At 53.4% G+C, this 18,242-nt stretch carries 17 protein-coding genes and 1 tRNA gene; 8 read left to right on the top strand and 10 right to left on the bottom strand.

Annotated elements, in window-relative coordinates; genetic code table 11:
* On the top strand, positions 1–340 hold a 340-nt coding region (locus tag BSZ31_RS04350; RefSeq protein WP_146106738.1), incomplete at its 5' end, for an SOS response-associated peptidase family protein.
* A 230-nt stretch (positions 341–570) separates the two neighbouring features.
* On the opposite strand, the gene BSZ31_RS04355 is transcribed toward BSZ31_RS04350, so the two are convergent.
* Positions 571–945: a hypothetical protein gene (locus BSZ31_RS04355; protein ID WP_105027705.1), complete on the bottom strand. Its 375-nt coding sequence runs from the start codon at positions 943–945 to the stop codon at positions 571–573.
* 872 nt (positions 946–1,817) lie between these two features.
* Positions 1,818–1,893, bottom strand: a tRNA-Arg gene (locus tag BSZ31_RS04365).
* A gap of 52 nt (positions 1,894–1,945) precedes the next feature.
* Here BSZ31_RS04365 and BSZ31_RS04370 point away from each other — a divergent pair.
* The gene (locus BSZ31_RS04370) at positions 1,946–3,664 is read left to right on the top strand and encodes a DUF748 domain-containing protein (protein WP_105027707.1); all 1,719 of its coding nucleotides are present in this window, start codon (positions 1,946–1,948) and stop codon (positions 3,662–3,664) included.
* Positions 3,661–5,127, top strand: a complete 1,467-nt coding sequence (locus BSZ31_RS04375; protein ID WP_168426845.1) for a DUF748 domain-containing protein — start codon at positions 3,661–3,663, stop codon at positions 5,125–5,127. The genes BSZ31_RS04370 and BSZ31_RS04375 overlap by 4 nt, the downstream gene beginning before the upstream one ends.
* A gap of 11 nt (positions 5,128–5,138) precedes the next feature.
* Here the strand turns inward: BSZ31_RS04375 and BSZ31_RS04380 are convergent, their stop codons facing one another.
* Positions 5,139–5,798 carry a LysR substrate-binding domain-containing protein gene (locus BSZ31_RS04380; protein WP_240605642.1) on the bottom strand — a complete coding sequence of 220 codons (660 nt, stop codon included), beginning with the start codon at positions 5,796–5,798 and terminating at the stop codon, positions 5,139–5,141.
* 71 nt (positions 5,799–5,869) lie between these two features.
* Positions 5,870–6,043, bottom strand: coding sequence for a LysR family transcriptional regulator (locus BSZ31_RS17260; protein ID WP_240605643.1), 174 nt, complete (start codon positions 6,041–6,043; stop codon positions 5,870–5,872).
* Positions 6,044–6,159: 116 nt separating this feature from the next.
* Here BSZ31_RS17260 and BSZ31_RS04385 point away from each other — a divergent pair, with 116 nt between their 5' ends.
* The 3 genes from BSZ31_RS04385 to BSZ31_RS04395 all read left to right on the top strand — a co-directional run bounded on the left by BSZ31_RS04385 (position 6,160) and on the right by BSZ31_RS04395 (position 10,523).
* Positions 6,160–6,936: a sulfite exporter TauE/SafE family protein gene (locus BSZ31_RS04385; protein WP_105027709.1), complete on the top strand. Its 777-nt coding sequence runs from the start codon at positions 6,160–6,162 to the stop codon at positions 6,934–6,936.
* Positions 6,937–6,984: 48 nt separating this feature from the next.
* Entirely contained in the window at positions 6,985–9,831 is a 2,847-nt protein-coding gene (locus BSZ31_RS04390; protein WP_105027710.1) for an ATP-binding protein, read from the top strand.
* Between the two features lie 125 nt (positions 9,832–9,956).
* Positions 9,957–10,523, top strand: a complete 567-nt coding sequence (locus BSZ31_RS04395; RefSeq protein WP_105027711.1) for a hypothetical protein — start codon at positions 9,957–9,959, stop codon at positions 10,521–10,523.
* Here the strand turns inward: BSZ31_RS04395 and BSZ31_RS04400 are convergent.
* The 5 genes from BSZ31_RS04400 to BSZ31_RS04420 form a co-directional block, all read right to left on the bottom strand.
* Entirely contained in the window at positions 10,520–11,809 is a 1,290-nt protein-coding gene (locus BSZ31_RS04400; protein WP_105027712.1) for an alpha/beta hydrolase, read from the bottom strand. The two genes, BSZ31_RS04395 and BSZ31_RS04400, sit on opposite strands and share 4 nt — an antisense overlap.
* A gap of 109 nt (positions 11,810–11,918) precedes the next feature.
* Positions 11,919–12,905: an amino acid ABC transporter permease gene (locus BSZ31_RS04405; RefSeq protein ID WP_105027713.1), complete on the bottom strand. Its 987-nt coding sequence runs from the start codon at positions 12,903–12,905 to the stop codon at positions 11,919–11,921.
* Complete coding sequence (locus tag BSZ31_RS04410) at positions 12,902–13,729, bottom strand: ABC transporter permease subunit (protein ID WP_105029742.1); 828 nt, start codon at positions 13,727–13,729, stop codon at positions 12,902–12,904. The genes BSZ31_RS04405 and BSZ31_RS04410 overlap by 4 nt, the downstream gene beginning before the upstream one ends.
* Before the next feature lie 12 nt (positions 13,730–13,741).
* Entirely contained in the window at positions 13,742–14,773 is a 1,032-nt protein-coding gene (locus BSZ31_RS04415) for an amino acid ABC transporter substrate-binding protein (RefSeq protein ID WP_105027714.1), read from the bottom strand.
* Entirely contained in the window at positions 14,770–15,576 is an 807-nt protein-coding gene (locus BSZ31_RS04420) for a YdcF family protein (RefSeq protein ID WP_146106593.1), read from the bottom strand. Before BSZ31_RS04420 ends, BSZ31_RS04415 begins: the two co-directional genes overlap by 4 nt.
* 89 nt (positions 15,577–15,665) lie before the next feature.
* On the opposite strand from BSZ31_RS04420, the gene BSZ31_RS04425 reads away from it, so the two are divergent.
* Together BSZ31_RS04425 and BSZ31_RS04430 are read left to right on the top strand one after the other, a co-directional pair.
* Positions 15,666–16,139, top strand: coding sequence for an acyl-CoA thioesterase (locus BSZ31_RS04425; protein WP_105027716.1), 474 nt, complete (start codon positions 15,666–15,668; stop codon positions 16,137–16,139).
* A gap of 9 nt (positions 16,140–16,148) precedes the next feature.
* Positions 16,149–16,505 (top strand): Hpt domain-containing protein, encoded by a 357-nt coding sequence (locus BSZ31_RS04430; RefSeq protein ID WP_105027717.1) that lies wholly within the window; start codon positions 16,149–16,151, stop codon positions 16,503–16,505.
* Between the two features lie 7 nt (positions 16,506–16,512).
* On the opposite strand, the gene BSZ31_RS04435 is transcribed toward BSZ31_RS04430, so the two are convergent.
* A complete protein-coding gene (locus BSZ31_RS04435; protein ID WP_105027718.1) occupies positions 16,513–18,129 on the bottom strand; it encodes an ATP-binding protein in 1,617 nt (538 codons plus the stop codon).
* Positions 18,130–18,242: the final 113 nt, after the last annotated feature.

Genomic DNA, 18,242 nt, shown 5'->3' on the forward strand with positions numbered 1-18,242 from the left:
CTTTTACATTTATCCCAATGAAATACCCTATTTCGCGATGGCAGGTGTTTGTGATCACTGGATCGACAAAACAAATGGTGAGCTTGTCATGAGCACTGCGATAATTACAACTGAACCTTGCGGGAAGCTGAAACAGGTTCACGACCGCATGCCAGTGATGATTTCGAAAGAAGATTGGGCTGTGTGGTTGGATCCCAAGAATCAAGATGTGAAAGCACTAAGACAATTTATTTCTAGTAGCGAAGACTTGAATTTTCATGCTGTAGGATTTGGCGTTAGTGGGGTCGGGAAGAATAGGATTGATTCCCAGGGTCTGATTGAACCTTTCGAACCTGAATAACGCCCGCGAAAGAACGACCTTTAAAGTAGTAAATGAGCTTAATGCATTGATTACTACTTCCGCTTGTCGGCCGGAGCGGTCATACAGTTTCTTGTCAGCAGCCCTAACAAGCCGTTGATTGACTCAAAGTAAGCAGGATCGGAAGGAGCGAAGCTCGTGGTCAGCACTAACGGGGCAAAATTGGCCAAACAGCGGAACTTGTGACGGACGCTCGAATGACCAGTTAGTTTTTACATCCACTTTCTCGCTTCATTGGGAAGATCAGATGGCAACAGTACTCCCAGAGCCACTAACAAAAACAAGATACAAGCTATCAATACACCGCCAGAAGCCCACGAATTTTTAAAGCGCAGTTGAATATTTGCGGCCAACCAAAGTGATCCACCGCACCCGACTAGGAATGTGAAGGTTTGCCAACGCGTATCAGTGAATTTAAAGAACATGAGAACTACGATTGCACAAGCAATGATGAGCGTGGCTGTTATGAACCAATGCGCTGCAATCGGTTTTTCTGGTTCCTGGAAAAATTTATCAGCCTGCAATCCCTGATTTTCTAGGAAGTTCTTTATTTCTTCCGGAGTACCTTCAGCAGGGCCAAGTTTCATCGTACCCCCCTTTGGTTCGTGTGTACGATTCGCTGCACATCACGCTCAGCGGCCGAATCACTCCACTCAGATGAGGTGCCGTCCTTTATTAAGATGATCTTATTTGGTTCCATCACAAAATTTGTGCCGGAAAAATGGAATCCCTCTAAGTTGCCGCCGAATGCCCTCTGCTTAATTTGCGAAAGAGCCGAGCCTAAGCTGTTTGATTCCGTTGCGTAGTTATCGTCATTCTCAATTTCAGGGCCAATCTTGAACTCAAGAACTGCGCCCCCTGTTCTTGCGAGATAAATTGAGCAGCTGAGCCCTATACCTGGCCTCAGGAATCTAGCGATCCTTCGTCGGAAGTTGTTAATGTACCGTTGAACCTGAGACTTTGATTTCATAATCGTGAATAACAGCTTGTATGGCTGGACCTAACTAGGTTTAAAGAAAAATAATGCAGTATCCAAACGTCCCGAATTATTCTTTCAATTGAAATATTCCACACCTTTCTCAAGGATTACATAAACGAGAAAAAATATAACCTAGTTACTAGTCAGAAGTTGGCGATCCAACAATTTAATTTTAATAAGCTGATTAACCATCAGATCCCTTCTAGGCCTGGACGTCGACTGCCCTTAACAACTTAGACATTTCATTAGTCAGTGCTAAAGTCCGCTCCGGCCGAATTGCGGTTACTCAATCAAAACCAGCGAATATTATGGGCACACTTGTGCCCATATTCAAACCGATACTCTTGTGCCCATCGTGCCCAAAATTTTGGGGCACAAGATGGGCACAAACATGCTGCGCGAAACAAGAAATTTTTGGATAGAGAAAACTGGTTTCCGACGGAAACGCCCAAATGACGGGCCTCTCGAGAGAAAATTCAATGGCGCGGCTGGCGGGGATCGAACCCACGACCCTTGGCTTCGGAGGCCAATACTCTATCCACTGAGCTACAGCCGCGCAAGAAGGCGTTAGTGTACACCAGCGCTGGGATCTAGGATACTGACGGCATATGTCCACCGTACAACCAATAAAAATGAAAATCGCCAATATTCTTCGCACCAAAGTGGTGTTGATACCCCTGTTCATCCTTGTTTTTATTTACCTGTTTGCATGGGCCGGGTTGCCTCGCTTGGTGCACTGGCAGGCTGAAAAGCAGGTGCTTGAACGTTCCGGCCATGTGCTGAAAATGGACTTGCCCGAGGTCAACCCCTTCAAGCTGACCGTTCGGATCCCCAAGCTGAGCCTGGCCACGCCCGAGGGCGAGCAGCTGGTGGCGTTTGATCACCTTTTTGTAGACGTTTCCGGTACTGACCTGTTCACTGGCCTTGTTGCGCTGGATCAAATTGACCTGAAAAACCTGAACCTGAATGTGGCGCTGCTGCCCGGGGGCAAGAACAACTTCACCGCGCTTCTGGATGCTTTCAAAACTGAAGAGCCTGAAGAGGAAAACACCGAGCCACCTGCGTTTTTGTTAAGCCATTTGCTGATTAGCGATGCAGCGATTGATTTTGAAGACCGCCGCAAACCCGATGGCCTGAAAACCCGCTTTGCGCCGCTGAACCTGGAGCTGCGCGACTTGGCCACCCGTTCTGAAACCGACGGCGACTTTATATTGAATGCCGTGACAGGGCTGGACGCCGAACTGAAACTACGCGCACAAATTCAGCTGGCCGACCCCTCAGCCACGGGGGAGTTCTCGCTGACTGGTTTGAACATTGCCAAACTTGAACCCTTATTGGCCCCGCTATTGCCCACGGCTCCCCCTGCCGGCAGTGCCGACTTGGTTCTAAACTTTGATGTGAATTTGAAAGACGCCAGCGAGGACATTCCGCCCAAGGTGTTAATCAACAACATCAATGCTGAGGTGCGTGAATTCAGCATGGCCGCCAAGCCACAGGGTGCCCGTGCTGCTGCCCAATTCAGCAAGCTGAATATCAACAACGCCAGCTTTGATTTGCAGGCCAACAAAGCTGAACTCACTGGAATTGTGCTGGCTGGCCTTCAGTTAAACCATGCCAGCAAGGCCAAGGCGATTGGCCTGGATACGATTGAAGTCGGCCCTATCCTCGTAGACCTTGCCGAACAACATGCAGAGGTTGACGCCGCCACAGTGAAAGGTGGCGCTGTAAATGTGAAGCGCAACGCCCAAGGTGAACTCGATTTGATGGCAGCGATCAACGACTGGGTTCCTGCCAAGAAACCAGCGGACAAGAACACGCCTGAAACAATCGACGAGGCACCTGCAAAACCTTGGACCTACGCAGTCAACACCATCGACCTTTCCGGCATTAATGCCAACATTCAAGACCAAACAGTGAGCCCCGCGTTAAACATTGGCTTGAACAGTATTGCGGTATCAACCAGCGGTGTGACACAAGACCTTTCCAAAACCCTGCCACTGAAAGCCAGCCTGAATGTGGCCAGTGGTGGAAGCATTGCTGTGAATGGCGACATCAACCCCAGTACCGCAGCCACTCAAATGAACATTGAGGTGAATGCGCTGGCCTTGAAACCTGCACAGCCCTTCATCGGCCAATTTGCCAAACTGAACCTGGTCAGCGGCGCCATTTACACCAAAGGCAAAGCCACCTACAACGCCAAGGAACAAGGCTATGCCGGCAGCCTGACTGTGGCGGGCTTGCGGCTGAATGAAGCAGGCACCAACAATTCGTTTTCGAATTCAAAAAACTGTTTACCCCCGGCCTGCGTGTCAATGCCCAAGGCTTGAATATTCAACGCCTGACGCTTGAAGGTCTGGACACTTCGCTATTGATTGCGAAAGACAAATCAACCAACATCAGCCGAATTCTGGTGAACAAGGAAGAACCGACAACGGCCACGCAGCAACAAGCTGAACCTGCAACACCAGCTGCAAATGCACCCCCCGCGTTTGCAGTCAACATTGATCGCTTCAGCATTGCGGACAGTGAACTGGACTTTGCCGATGAGTCGCTGTTCATCCCTTTCGGCACTCGCATTCACAGCCTGGAGGGTGTTTTGAACGGCTTGTCGAACAAGCCTGGGACGCGCGGCGAGCTTGCGTTGACAGGCGCAGTGGATGAATTTGGCGAAGCCGATGCACAAGGCACCCTCAACCTGCTGGACCCCACGGCTTACATGGACATTGCCGTGAAATTCAGCAATGTGGAAATGCGCAATTTGACGCCTTATTCCGGCACATTTGCCAACCGCAAAATTGAATCGGGCAAATTGTCGCTGAACCTGGTGTACAACATTGAAAACCAGCAGCTCAACAGCAGCAACCAGGTGATTGTCGACAAACTGAAACTGGGGGAACGTGTGCAAAGCCCGCAAGGTCGCGACCTGCCCCTGGAGTTGGCCATCGCGATTCTTGAGGACAGCAACGGCCGTATCGATTTGGGCCTGCCCATCACTGGCGACTTGAACGACCCGCAGTTCAGCTACGGCGCCATTGTGTGGAAAGCCATTGGCAATGTGCTCACGAAAATTGTGACAGCACCCTTCCGGGCCTTGGGTGCCTTGTTTGGCGGCGGCGATGCCGATGAGCTGGGCAAAATTGAATTCACCGCCGGGGCCAATATGCTGAGCCCCTCACAACGCGAGGGTTTGAAAAAGCTGGGCGAAGCACTGACCACTCGCCCCAACCTGGCTTTAACCGTGCAAGGCACTTGGGCGCCAGTCGACAAAACCGCCATCCAGAACCTTCAAATGCGCCGCGCCGTGGCCGCCCAAGCGGGCGAAAAATTGCAGCCCGGTGAAAACCCCGGCCCCCTTGCCCTGAACAATGAGGCCACCCAAAAAGCGATTGAGGCGTTGTTTGAAAAACGTTTCAGTGGCGGTGAACTGGCCTCGATGAAAACCGGTTTCAGAAAGGCCAACCCGGGCCAGCTGGAACAAGGTATGGCGGGAAAGGCCTTGGGGCAAATTACCAATTTGTTCAAAGACACGCGCGAGCTGAGCGAGGCTGAAGTGAATGCACTGAAAGGCAAAAATTTCTACGCCGTGCTGGCTCAAAAGCTGCAAGACTCAGAGGAAGTGAGCACTGCACAACTGCAGGCCTTGGCCACACAACGCCAGCAATTGGTAAGCACCGGGCTGACTTCAGCGGGTGTGCCCGCCGAGCGCGTCAAAACCGATTCGCCCAAAGAAACCAAAGCCAATGATGACAAAACCGTGCCAATGGAATTGGGTGTGGCTGTCAACAAGTGAGCAGCTAAAAACTAAACAATAAACCCCGCTTGGCTGGCCAACACCTCGCGGGTAACACGAATAAATTCGCGGGTCTTGGCGGGCATGGGGTTGGCGTAGGGGCACACGGCGAATATATCGGCCGGTGCACCCGCCCAGTCAGGCAAGACACGCACCAACGCGCCGGTCTTCAGTTCCTGCTGAATGTCCCATTCGGAACGCAGCAGCACACCCTTGCCCTGCAAGGCCCATTGCACAGACACATCACCGTCATTTGAACTCACGGGCCCGTGCACTTTCACGGTGGTTTCCTGCTTGCCGTTGCGCAACTGCCAATTGTTGAACGTGTGGTTCTCTTGCCGAATCACCAGGCAGTCGTGTCGGGTTAAGTCGCCCGGTGTGGTCAACTCACCCGCCGCAGCCAAATAGGAAGGCGCTGCACACAAGATGCGCCGGTTACTGGCCAACTTTTGGGCAATCAGCCTTTGGTCAGGTGGCTCGCCAAAGCGCACCGACAAATCAAAACCGCCCTCAATCAAATCAATCGGGTGGTCCGTCAGTTCAAGAATGACTTCCACCGCGGGGAATTCGGCATGGTAGGCCGACACCACGTTGGCCACATGCTTGCGGCCAAAACCCAGGCTGGCGTTAACACGCAACAGTCCACGCGGGGTGTCTTGCCCGGCACGCAAAGTGGCCTCCAATACATCGATTTGGCGAAGAATATTGGCGCCCTCCGCCAGGTAACGTTCACCTTCAGCACTTAAACCGATGCGCCGTGTGCTGCGGTGAAGCAGGCGAACGCCCAGCCTTTTTCCAGTGCAGCGAGGCGGCGGCTAACAGCAGGTGGTGTGACATCAAAGGCCATGGCAGCGCTGGCCAGGCTTTCATGGCGCACCAGTTCACTGAAAAAAGCGAGATCAGACAATTGCTTCAAAACTTGCCCCAACAAGGATTCGTGCGTATTTGTTAATAATATTTTAAATGTTGAATCATTGTAGATATTTTTATAACGAATACACTGAGCGCTTCCACATCTACAGCACACCACCCATGTCTTGGCTCGCTCTTCCTGATTTGCTCCTTGTTTTGTCGTTGGGCGCGGCTTTGGGTTTCTTCGGTGGGCTGTTTGGTATCGGGGGCGGCATTATCGCCGTCCCGCTTTTTATTATCGGGTTTGGCATGGACCAGGCCCTGGCCCAAGGCACTGCACTGGTGTTGATGGTGCCCAATTTGCTGATTGGCTGGTGGCGCTACAACCAGCACCACAAGCTGCCCCGGTTGGCCGTAGCGGCGATTGGTATCACTGCCACCGTGACCACCTGGCTAACTGCCAAGCTGGCCGTGCAACTTGATCAAGATGTACTGCACTGGATATTCAACCTGTTCATTTTGGCCGTGGGCCTGCGCATGCTGTTGCTGCGCAAGAACCCCAGTGCCAGTGCAAACAACAGCGATCAGCCCCGCACAGCCACCATGCCCATCGTTGGTGTATTGGGTGGCACCAGCATGGGCCTGCTGGGCATGGGGGGCGGCCTGGTGGCCACACCCCTGTTAACGACCGTGTTCAAACACACCCAAACCACGGCGCAGGCTTTGTCGCTGGCTTTGGTGGCCCCCAGCTCGGTGATGGCACTAAGCACCTACGCCAATGCCCACCGCGTCAACTGGGAATTGGGCTTGCCCCTGGCTTTTGGCGGGCTGTTCACTGTATCGGCGGGTGTGGCCATCGCCCACTACCTGCCTGAAAAGGCCCTGCGCCGAAGTTTTGCAGCAGTCATGATCATTGCTGCTTTCTGGCTCATTTTGCAATCACTGCACACGCACTAAGCTTTTCCGGTAAGAATAGGGGCTTGTCCACACTCGCCTTTTTGCCTGATGAAGCTGGCAGCCCTGTTTCGTTTTGTCTTGTTTGCCACTTTGCTCGGCCTGGCCTCCAATGTGTGGATGGGCGAACGGGCAGACCAATTGCAAACGTCGCAGACAGCGCTGCTCACCGCCCGCTTGAATGCCATCAATGAGTTGCGCTTGCTGCAATCCGAATTCGATGCACTGCAAACCCTGGTGGCCGCTTTTGTGGTCAGCAAAAACAGCCAACACCTGGTGAATTATTACGAGCTGCTGGACGCCCACGCAGGCGCGCGCAAATATGCCCAGCCTGTCGACAATGTGTACGGGAGCAAGCTGATTGCGGGCAACACCGAAGCCGTACCCCTAGTGCCCGCCAAAGGTGAAACCCTGGAAAGTCGCCTGTTCGCACCGCAAAATGTTGCGCCCAACCTGAGTGGTGATATAAAAGAATCGGTCGAGAACATTTTGAACTTAAGCAAACGCTTGCGTGAACGCGAGCAAATTGTGTTTGCACTGACCCAGGGCTTGTACGACCCGGATGCAGGCAAATATGTGTCAGAAGCGCCCGTGCGCGACGACCTCGCCATTCAAATGCTCTTCTCGGAAGAATACCTGGGCATGAGCAACGCCATTCGCGCAGAAATCCAGGGCCGGATTCGCGCTGTTGAATTGGGCTTTCAAACCGTGCTTGCCGCACAGGCCGACAACATCAAGGCCACTGCGAATTTCGACCTTTACCTGGGCTTGCTGGTCACCTTGATGGCCCTTGTGGGACTGGCCGTGTTGCAACGCTTCGTGGTGGCGCCACTGCGAGAACTGAACAAGGTGAGCAAACAAATTGCGCAGGGCAATTACAACATCAGTCTGCCCAACCCCCGCTTTGTGACCGAAATGAGCAACCTTGTGAAGGGCTTTGCCCTGATGATTGGTTCATTCAAGCGCGAACTGGAGCAGGGCGAAGCCGCAAGGTCAGCCGAATTGATTGCCCTGGAAGCCAAAATGGGCCGAGAGCGAGCCGAGGCGCAGGTAGAAGCACGCGGCATGTTACTGGCCAATATGAGCCATGAAATCCGAACACCCATGAATGCCATATTGGGCATGACCGCGCTCACCTTGAAGTCGGATTTGCCCGAGCAGGAACGCAACTACCTGCTGAAAGTACAGGATGCCGCGAAATCGCTGCTGGGTTTGCTCAACGACATTCTGGATTACTCCAAGGCCGAGGCTGGCATGGTGGAGTTCGAGCACATTCCGTTCACTCTGGATGAAGTACTGGCCAATTCATTTCTTGCGGTGCAAAGCCAGGCAGCCAGCCGCAAACTGATGCTGTTGAACGAGGTTGCGCCGGGTTACTCCAACCAGTTGGGTCAGCGCTTGGTGGGCGATCCTTCTCGGCTTCGACAAGTTCTGAGCAACCTGCTCAGCAATGCGGTGAAATTCACGGAAAGCGGTTCGGTGCGTGTGTTCTCGAAACTGCAAACCCGTTCAGACACCGGGCTTGATTTGCGAATTGAAGTGCACGACACCGGCTCAGGTTTGAGCAAATCGCAGGTCGAGCGAATTTTTGAGAAATTTGCACAGGGTGATTCAAGCGTAAGCCGTGTGTACGGCGGCACGGGCCTGGGTTTGAGCATTGCCCGCGAGCTGGTGATTCGAATGGGCGGCCAAATTTCAGTCGAAAGCATTCCGGGTGTGGGCAGTTGTTTCTGGTTCTCTGTACCCGTGGTCTATGACAGCGATATTTTGATTGAACCCCTACCCTTGGGTTACCAGAATGGTGTTTTGTTGCACCAGCCGGGGCCTGTGGCCGACTGCGTAATGTCGGTGTTGAATGCCACCGGCATGCAAGCCACACTGGTAAGTACCCTGGGGCAGTGCATTCGGTACCTGAACGAGAACACCTGCGACTGGGCCTTGCTGCAATCGGATTTGCTCGACCCCAGCGAGCCGCTGCCCGCTGAACTGCTTGAACACTTGAGCAACCCGGCCTTGCGCGTGGTGGCCATTGACCGTGACCTGCTTTCAGCCGACAGTGCTCTGCTGCAACTATTGCCCTCTGAACTCACCAAACAACTGATACACCTGGCGCACCCGGTGTTGATGCAAGACATTTGCGCTGCGCCGCGCCTTGATTTACCCACCTTGCCACGGCCCGATGCAACCCGGGAGTATCCTGAGGCCTTGCACGGAAAAAGTGCCCTGGTGCTGGAAGACCACCCGGTGAACCAGGAACTGGTGTGCTCCTACCTGAAAGCGGCAGGTATGCAGGTAACCCTGTGTGAACATGGCCAGGAGGCCGTGGAATTGCTGGACCCCGACGATGCCCCCCACTTTGATGTCATCGTTACCGACCTTGAAATGCCGGTGATGGACGGCTATGAATTCACAGCCTGGCTGCGCGACCAAACCCGCTGGATGGACACCCCCCTGGTGGGCCTGACCGGGCATGCCTTCTCGGAAATACGAAACCGTTGTCTGGATTTGGGCATGGATGACTTTATCGCCAAGCCCGTGGAAGCCCGCGTGCTGTACGCCACCCTGGCCGACCTGTTGCACGCCGAAACACCTTCACCTTTGCCCACACCACCAGCGCTGCCTAATTTGTTCATGGAACACTGTGCCGACCTGCCAGCCAAGTTGCGCGGCCACCTTGAGCAGCTGGATGAAGTGGCCTTTGTGCGTGAAATACATTCCATGGTCAGCCTGTTGGCCTTGCTGGGCGAACAGGCTTTGCACCATGTATTTCGGGATTTTGAGCAAGGCTTGAACAACCAAACCATGGGCGCCAGAGAGGTGTTGGACCAAATTCGCACCGTGTGGCCCACATTGGTGAAGAAGTATTCTGAACTGACTGAGAAAGCCACCCCCACCTAGGGGAAACCTACCCCCTGAAATGGTGAACCTCCCCGCAAACGGTGAACCCTCACCTATGCGATGCCACACCTTGGTAATGCAGTCGACAATACTTACACGATGAACGGCAAAGCACTGGATTCAGCATGACCATTCGAGCACCCTATCAAGTGTTGCACAGCAGCCCTTACAAAAAATATTCCTTCGAGCGCGAAGTGTTTTTTGAAACACTGGGTGCTTGCTGGGCATTGAGTTCTCGCAACGTCAGCGGCCTGTTTGCCATGCAACTGCAAATCGACTTAAGTCGTGTGCAGTTACTCTACGGTGTACCCAGCTCTCATTTGCCCGAGACACTGCTGTTTCAGTTTCTGAATGTATTTCAAACCCGACCACGCAATGGTGCACATGCACAGCACATGCATGCAGAGCACAATGCGCTGGAACTGGTTGAGGACATGAACGAAGCAGACTTCCTGAATTTCACCACAGGTTTTCAGGATGCGGTGAATCAAATTCTGGAACCACTGGATTGCTGGACCAAAGAATGCCAGCAAGCACACCTGGCCTTGAAGTACTACGGCCTGAACCTGGTTGAAACAGGCATGCGTGAATCAAAATTCAAGCGAACCTACGCCGACCTGTTGGTGAACTACCTGCTAACGACGCAGCGTGTGTTTTTGCAGGAAAGCAAAACGTCCACGTACAACCTTTAATCGCGACCCACTCGTGGACGCAGGTGTTGGCGCAACACCATTTTCAGTTCAAGAAACACATCAGGATCATTCAGCAAAATCATGTGATGCTTTTGCGCGAAGGTCACGCGTTGTGCTTTGCCAGTGTCGTCGGCCAGAGCAGAATCGGGTGTGACCAAACCGTCGCCCACCGTGGTGTTCAACCAAGACGAAGTATGGTCACCTATCGTTGATCCGATCAGGTGAAACATCACTTCCTGTCCATCGCGAGTTTGCAGCGCACCCAAGCCGTGGTCCAAATCGCGAATGCCGCGTGAACGCACACCCAGCACCCGGCCAATCGGCCTGGCCAATTCAAACTTGCTGAACAATTGCTCACCCGCCGCCGCAAGTCGCGCAAGCGGTGCACCGGCATGGGGTGAGCCCAAACACACCACATCGCGAATGGCGCGTTTCAAAATAATGTCATCGTCAGTCAGTGCCTCAACGACCGCTCGGCTGACCAAGCCACCCATGCTGTGGCCCACCAGCGTAATGCCTTCCACCGCCACAGGCCAGTTGCGCACCAATTTGTTCAACATGCGCTTGAATTGCCGGGCATTGGAATCAATGTTGCGGCCGGTGTTATATCGCAGGTAAAGCGCTGTGACCGGAAAATCGTCTTCCAGCTTGTCACCATAAGGGCGAGTGGCGGGTTCACTGGGGTTGTAGTACATCTGCCAACTGTCTTCATTGCAGCACAGGCCATGCACAAAAATAATGAGGTGGTTTTGTGCATTGGGAAACTGCGCCATCAGCGCAGCCTGGTCGGCCTGCAAAAGCTGGCCGTTGGCATACAGATTCATGTGCACTTGCATGGGGTTGCGCGTGGCGGCCAAATGGTCGCCAAACACACCGTTGATCGCGCTGGAAATCGCCGACACCCGTTTGTCGGTTTTCGCATTCGGCATGCTGGGTACGGGCAGGTGGTTCACATCATCCATGAGTTCGCCACCCATGGCCTGGTCAATCACCTGAGGCGAGGCCAGGCTTTGGTTGGCTTGCCGAACCACCCAGGCTGCACCCGAAAACACACCTTTGCCTGCTTCGCGAACAGCGCCGTAAACCAAATCAGTAATTTCGTTGTGAACCGATTCAACAGGTTTGCTGGCATTGAGCGTGGCGGCACCCACCGCCTTGAATGGCATGTCGCTGATGGCGCGGTGAAATTCATGCACTCGCGTGGCGGCCTGCGCAATGGTGTCACCCACAAACATCAGTGTGCCTTCCAGCTTCTCGCCGGTGCTTGGTTCTTCTTTTTTGCTCATGCAGTGTCTCCGAATCGAAATTCGACGGTGTGTTTTTATTAGTGTACAAATGTACACTTAATTATTTTGCTGCGCTAGAAATTCCACTCTAGTCAGCAACTGTCGATTTCTATTTGACCGTTTTCGACAAACCAAAGCAATAGGCCCAGTACACCAGACCAATGAACAAATACCCCTCCAGGAAAAAGCTGCGCCACTGCACATCCCCAGCCAGGGCCAGGCTGAGGGCACCGGTCAATTCAAACAAGGCCACAATGGTGACCAGTGAACATTCCTTGAACAGGGTAACAAAACTGTTGGTAAGGCTGGGCAAGCAGGCCCGAATCGCCTGCGGCAACACCACATGCACGTTGCGTTGAACCACATTCAAACCCAGGGCCTTGGCCGCCTGCCCCTGACCTTGTGGTACGGCCTGCAAGCCGCCACGTAGCACTTCCGCCAAATAGGCGGCGCTGAACAATGCAATAGTCAGCAACACACGGGTGAACAGGTCCAGCCCCTCGCCTGGTAACCACAGGGGCAACACAAAGGCGGCGAGAAAAAGCACTGTGACCAAGGGTAAGGCCCGCAACAACTCTATGTAAGCAATGCAGAACCGGCGCAATGGGGCAAATGCTGATTGCCGCCCCAAGGCCAGCAACACCGCCAGTGGCAATGCCAAAGCAAAACCAACGGTGCTTAAAATAAGCGTAAGCGGCAGGCCGCCCCACAGGCTGGTGGGCACCACCGTCAAATCGGCAAAACCACCATGCAGCAACACCGCACTGGCAGGCAGCAACAGCGCCCAAAGCGCAAATGTGGTTTTGCTTTTGAATACCCTTGCAGCCGTGGCAAACAGCAATGCCGACCACAGCACCAACACGGTGGCTGCGCGCCACTGTTCAGCCATTGGGTAACGGCCAAACAAAATAATCCGCCATTTCTCAGCCACCACTCCCCAGCAGGCGCCCTGTCCGGCGGCCTGCTGACAAGCTTGCAAATCGGGGCGAAAAACCGCACTCAGCACTGCCCAATCCAGCAAGGCCCACGCCAACGGAGCCAACAGCAGAGGCAAGGCCAGCCACAAAAAGCGATTAAGCAACAGGCCGGAGTTCACAAGGCTCCCCTGTTGACGCGGGTGTTGAGCACATTCATCAAACCAGCAGCCACGGCGCTGAGCAGCGCATAAGTAATTAGAATAATGAGCACGCATTCCACCGCTTTTCCACTTTGGTTAATCGCCGTGTTGGCCACCGACACCAATTCCGGGTAACCCACTGCCACACCCAGTGAAGCATTTTTCAGCAAATTCAAGTACTGGTTGGAAAGCGAAGGCACCACCACACGCAAGGCCAATGGCAACACCACATGGCGGGTGGTTTGCGCATTGTTCAGGCCCAAGGCCAGCGCGCCCTGACGCATGCCGGGCCTCACGGCCTGCACACCTGCGCGCACAATTTCGGCCACAAAAGCGGCCGTGTAAACCACCAGTGCCAGCAACACAGCGAGGTATTCCGGGCTTAGTGCCCAGCCACCTTCAATCGAAAACCGCCCGCGCACCGGCGCTTCTGAAAACGTGGGAAACGCCAGGCCACTTTTGCTCAAAAACACATGGTCGCCCAGCGACCATGCCTGGCTGGCGATGGGTAGAAACTGGGTAATGGCAAAGTAAATGGCCAACAGTTGCAGCAACAAAGGCACATTGCGAAACAGGTGAATGTAGCCCCTGCACAGCCCTTTCAACAAAGGGTGCTGTGCTAGTTGGCCCAGACCAATGAAAAGGCCCAGCACGCTGCTAAGCAACAAGGCGGGCAGGGCAACTTTCAAGGTATTGAACAATCCCGCCAGCAGTATTTGCCAGTATGGTGAATTGAATGCCACCTGCAGCCAGCCTTCACTGAGGCCGAAACCGGCAGGGTCACTGAGAAATTCAAAGTTCACGGGCAAGCACCTTCAGCGCAAAGGTGGGGCGTACATCAGCCCGCCTTGGGTCCACAGCGAATTCAAACCTCGTTCAAGTTTCAAGGGCGATTGCTTTCCCAAATTGGCATCGAACACTTCACCGTAATTGCCCACTTGCCGAAGAATTTGTACCACCCAGTCACGCGGCAAGCCCAGTGGTTTACCCAGGTTTTCTGCACCGCCCAACAGGCGCTGAACTGCCGGGTTGTTGTTACTCAAAGCTTGATCAAGATTCGCTTTTCCAACGCCCAGTTCCTCCGCTTCAATCATGGCAAACACAGTCCATTTCACGATGGCAAAAAACTCGTCATCGCCGCGCAGCACCGCGGGGCCCAAGGGTTCTTTGGAAAAAACTTCGGGCAGCACCATGTAGTCATCAGGCTGGCCGCTTTGGCTGCTTTTCAAACCAATCAGTGCCGACACGTCGGTTGAAAAAGCCTGGCAACGGCCACTGAAAAAGGCTTTGTAAGCAGCCTCAAAATTGTCATACACAATGGCTTTGGCGGTAATGCCTTGCGTACCCAAATAAGTGCTCAGGTTTTTCTCATTGGTGGTGCCCGATTGCACGCAAATTTCGGCACCCTTCAATTCTTTGGCGCTTTTTACGCCAAAGCGTTTGTGCATCAAAATGCCTTGACCATCGTAATAAGTAATGGCGGCAAAATGCGCATTCAGGCCAGCATCGCGGCCCAAGGTCCAGGTGGTGTTGCGAGAAAGTATGTCGATTTGATTGGCCTGCAAAGCAGCAAAACGTTGCTGCGAACTCAAGGGCGTGAACTGTACTTTCTGCGCACTACCCAACACAGCAGCGGCCACGGCGCGGCACACAGCCACATCCAGCCCACGCCATTGGCCATCGGCACCCAGTGCAGAAAAACCGGCCACGCCACTGCTCACACCGCAACGCACTGCATCGCGTTTGTAAATGGCATCCAGCACTGGGCCTGCGTGTGCAGTACTGGTTAACAACAGGCAAAACAAAGAACCCAACAAACCAGTTGCCAACAGTTTGAGTACCTTCACTGGCTTCTCCCTGTTTCATAGGCACCGCTCACTTTCAATTGCAGGCGACCCAGGTATTCTTTAATTGCAATGGTGCTTTCATCCAGTGCTTGCGGCTTGGGCAACCACTCCCAAAAGGCACGGCTTTCATTGAGCACGCGAATGTCGGTGCGCACGGGGGACACAGTAAAACCCGCTTTTTCAAACCACAACACCGAACGCCCCATGTGAAATGCAGAAGTCACCAATGCAATATTGCTGGAATCCTCGCCCAGTAATTCTCGCGTGCGCAAAGCATTCTCAAAGGTAGTACGGGAATTGCCTTCAATCACCAAAGCATTTTCGGGTACCCCCATGTCGAGCATGAACATTTTCATGCCTGGGGCTTCCGCCTCCTTGCGCGGGTCGGCCTGAAACAGCCCACCACTGAGCACCATGCGTGGGGCCACGCCTTGCTTGTAAAGCCTTGCGCCTTGCCATACGCGGTCGCCAGCATCGTTCAAATCGGGCAATGCACGCACACCGTCGTACCGCCCCTCCAGGCCACCGCCCAGCACCACAATCGCGTCCACGTTCGGGGGCAAGGGCCGGTTGGCTTCCATTACCAGTGCCTCGTCTTCAAGCTGGCCCAGCAAAGTATCTCCTACCCAAGGCAAGCTGAACGCCAGCAACTGAAGCTGTGCCAACACCATGATGCGCGCGCGCCATTGCCTGCGACCAAACAGGCCCAAGCCCGCCAGCGCAGTCAGGGCGATCCACAAACCCAGGGGGCTCAACAGCCAAATGGCGTACTTGGTCAGCTCGGCAGCCACAGCGTTCTCCACAAATTATTTCATGACCCATTGTAGACGGGCCACCGTGCGCACAAGCGCGTTAAACTGTTTTCTTCAACCACTCGTGTTTGCCCGCCAACATGCCCTTTCCCAACCACCAACTCAGCATGACCGTGCTGATGACCCCCGACATGGCCAACTTCAGCGGCAAGGTGCACGGCGGGCATATTTTGAAATTACTTGATCAAGTGGCCTATGCCTGTGCAAGCCGGTATGCGGGCATGTATGTGGTTACGCTTTCAGTGGACAGGGTGTTGTTTCGCCAGCCCATTCGTGTGGGTGAACTGGTCACCTTTTTGGCCAGCGTCAATTACACAGGCAATACCTCCATGGAAGTGGGCATCAAAGTAGTGTCAGAAGACATTCACAAAGGCATTGCCACGCACACCAACAGTTGCTTTTTTACCATGGTGGCCATGAATGCCGATGGCACGCCCGGCAAAGTGCCGCCCCTGGAGCCCTGCACCGACGAAGAAAAGAAGCGACATGCCAACGCTGAATTGCGCAAGGAATTGCGCAAAGAACATGAAGAGCGAATGAACAATTTGAAGTAGACTTTGCCAATGGACTTAAGCAATTTGTCGACCGAGATTGATTTGGAAACCACGCTGGACCGCCTGTGTGGCGATTCGGCTTTGTTGCTTGAAATTCTTGATTTGTTTCTCGACGAATTCGCCACTGAACAACCCAACTTGTTGGGCCGGGTTCAGCTGGGTGATTACGCAGGCTTGGCCAGCAAGGCGCACTACTTCAAGGGTGTTGCCCAAAACCTGGGCTTGCTGAAATTTTTGCCTGAAGTTCAGTTGCTTGAGCAGGCAGCAAAACAAAACGATTCAACGAGCTGCGTTCAAGCACTGAATCCCCTGCATGAAATTGCATGCCGCATTTTGGCCATAAGAAAGAACATGCAAGCTGCCTGAAATTCGATCAGGCTTTTTTCAGGTACTTGCCTAACACTTCAATCAGTTTGTCGCGGTCCAGTGGTTTGGTGAGGTAGTCGTTCATGCCAGCGTTCAGGCACTTTTTGTCCTCACCCACCATGGCATGTGCGGTCAGTGCTACCACCGGTATGTTCGGGTTCACACCTGGCACGCTACCACTCCGAATCAATGCAGTGGCCTCGTAACCGTCCATCACCGGCATTTGGCCGTCCATCAACACCAAATCAAATGGCTCTTGTGCAAGCAGCTCCACTGCTTCCTGGCCATTGTTGGCCACCTTGCTGGAAAGGCCGAGGCGCTCAAGCACTTTGCACACCACCATCTGGTTCATGGGTGCATCTTCCACCACCAGAATTGTTCCATGAAATTGCTGCACGGGGGGTGGTATTTCAGTTTGTGTCGCGAGCGTGGATTGGGTGGCTTGATTGGTCATGGTTTGAGCGGCCACGGTTTGCAAACCCAGTTTCAGGGAAAACACAATTTCAGTGCCACGGCCGGGCTCACTGTGCAAGCGCACTTTGCCGCCCATCAGTTCAACCATTTCCTTGACGATTGCCAAGCCAAGCCCGCTACCCTGGGCGCGTCGCGTGCTGGAGTTGTCGACCTGCGTGAATCGCTTGAACAAGTTTGTTTGATGCTCGGGCGCTATTCCAATGCCAGTGTCTTTCACAGAAAACTCAAGCACGGCTTGTTGCGCGGTTCGGGACACTTCCCGGCACACCACCTTCACATGGCCCACATCAGTGAACTTGATCGCATTGCCCACCAGATTCAACAAAATTTGACGCATGCGCACCGAATCGCCGAGGTAGGTGGTTTTGGGTAATGTCTCTGCGGGGCATTTCAGTTCAATACCTTTGCTGTTGGCATCAAAAGCCAGTGCAGCCTCTACATCGGCGAGCACATCGGCAAGTTCGAGCGGGCTGTGCCGCAGGGTCATTTGCCCACTTTCCACTTTTGAAATATCGAGAATATCGTTCAGCAAACTAAGAAGGGAAGCCGCACTGCGCTTGGATGCCGCAGCAAGCTGAAGTTGCTCTGGCTTCAATTCTGAGTCAAGCAACAAGTTGAGCGTGCCCAGCACACCGTTCATTGGGGTACGAATTTCATGGCTCATATTGGCCAAAAATGCGGCCTGTGTTTTTTGGGCCTGCAAGGCAAGTTCTTGCGATTGCCGAAGCGAGGCTTCGCTTTGGCGCCTGGACACGATTTCCTCAGCCAGTGCCGTATTTATTTGCGTGAGTTTGCCAAGGTCGGGCAAGGCCATGATGTGCTTTAACTTTGGCAGCAAATAAATTGCCGTGGCCACCGAGACCATAGCGGTCACAATTTTGGTAATGCCCTGTGTGTAATACAGCGGCACCCACAGCGTCAGAATACCCATCACGTGGGTAACCCCACAGGCGAGAATGAACGCAGCAAACAGGTAATAAATGGGTTGCAGTTCGGTATCGGGGCGCTTCCTGGCCACATACAAAATACCAATCGGTATCGAGAAATAAGCAATCGCAATCAAGAAGTCTGAAATCACATGCATGGCCAGCAGTTGCGGATTCCATGCAATGCAAAAGCCGTGCGGCAGGTACTCGATTACATTGTTCATTTGTAAATCACTTGGATAAAAATCGTTTAGCGATACACAAAATCAACATGATCCGATTTGTGTTCTCTCAGAAAGCTTGCATCAATGTAGTTCAAATATTCTGGCTCTATGGT

Origin of the sequence: Limnobacter sp. SAORIC-690 (genome assembly GCF_002954425.1) — a bacterium.
GTDB lineage: Bacteria > Pseudomonadota > Gammaproteobacteria > Burkholderiales > Burkholderiaceae_B > Limnobacter > Limnobacter profundi.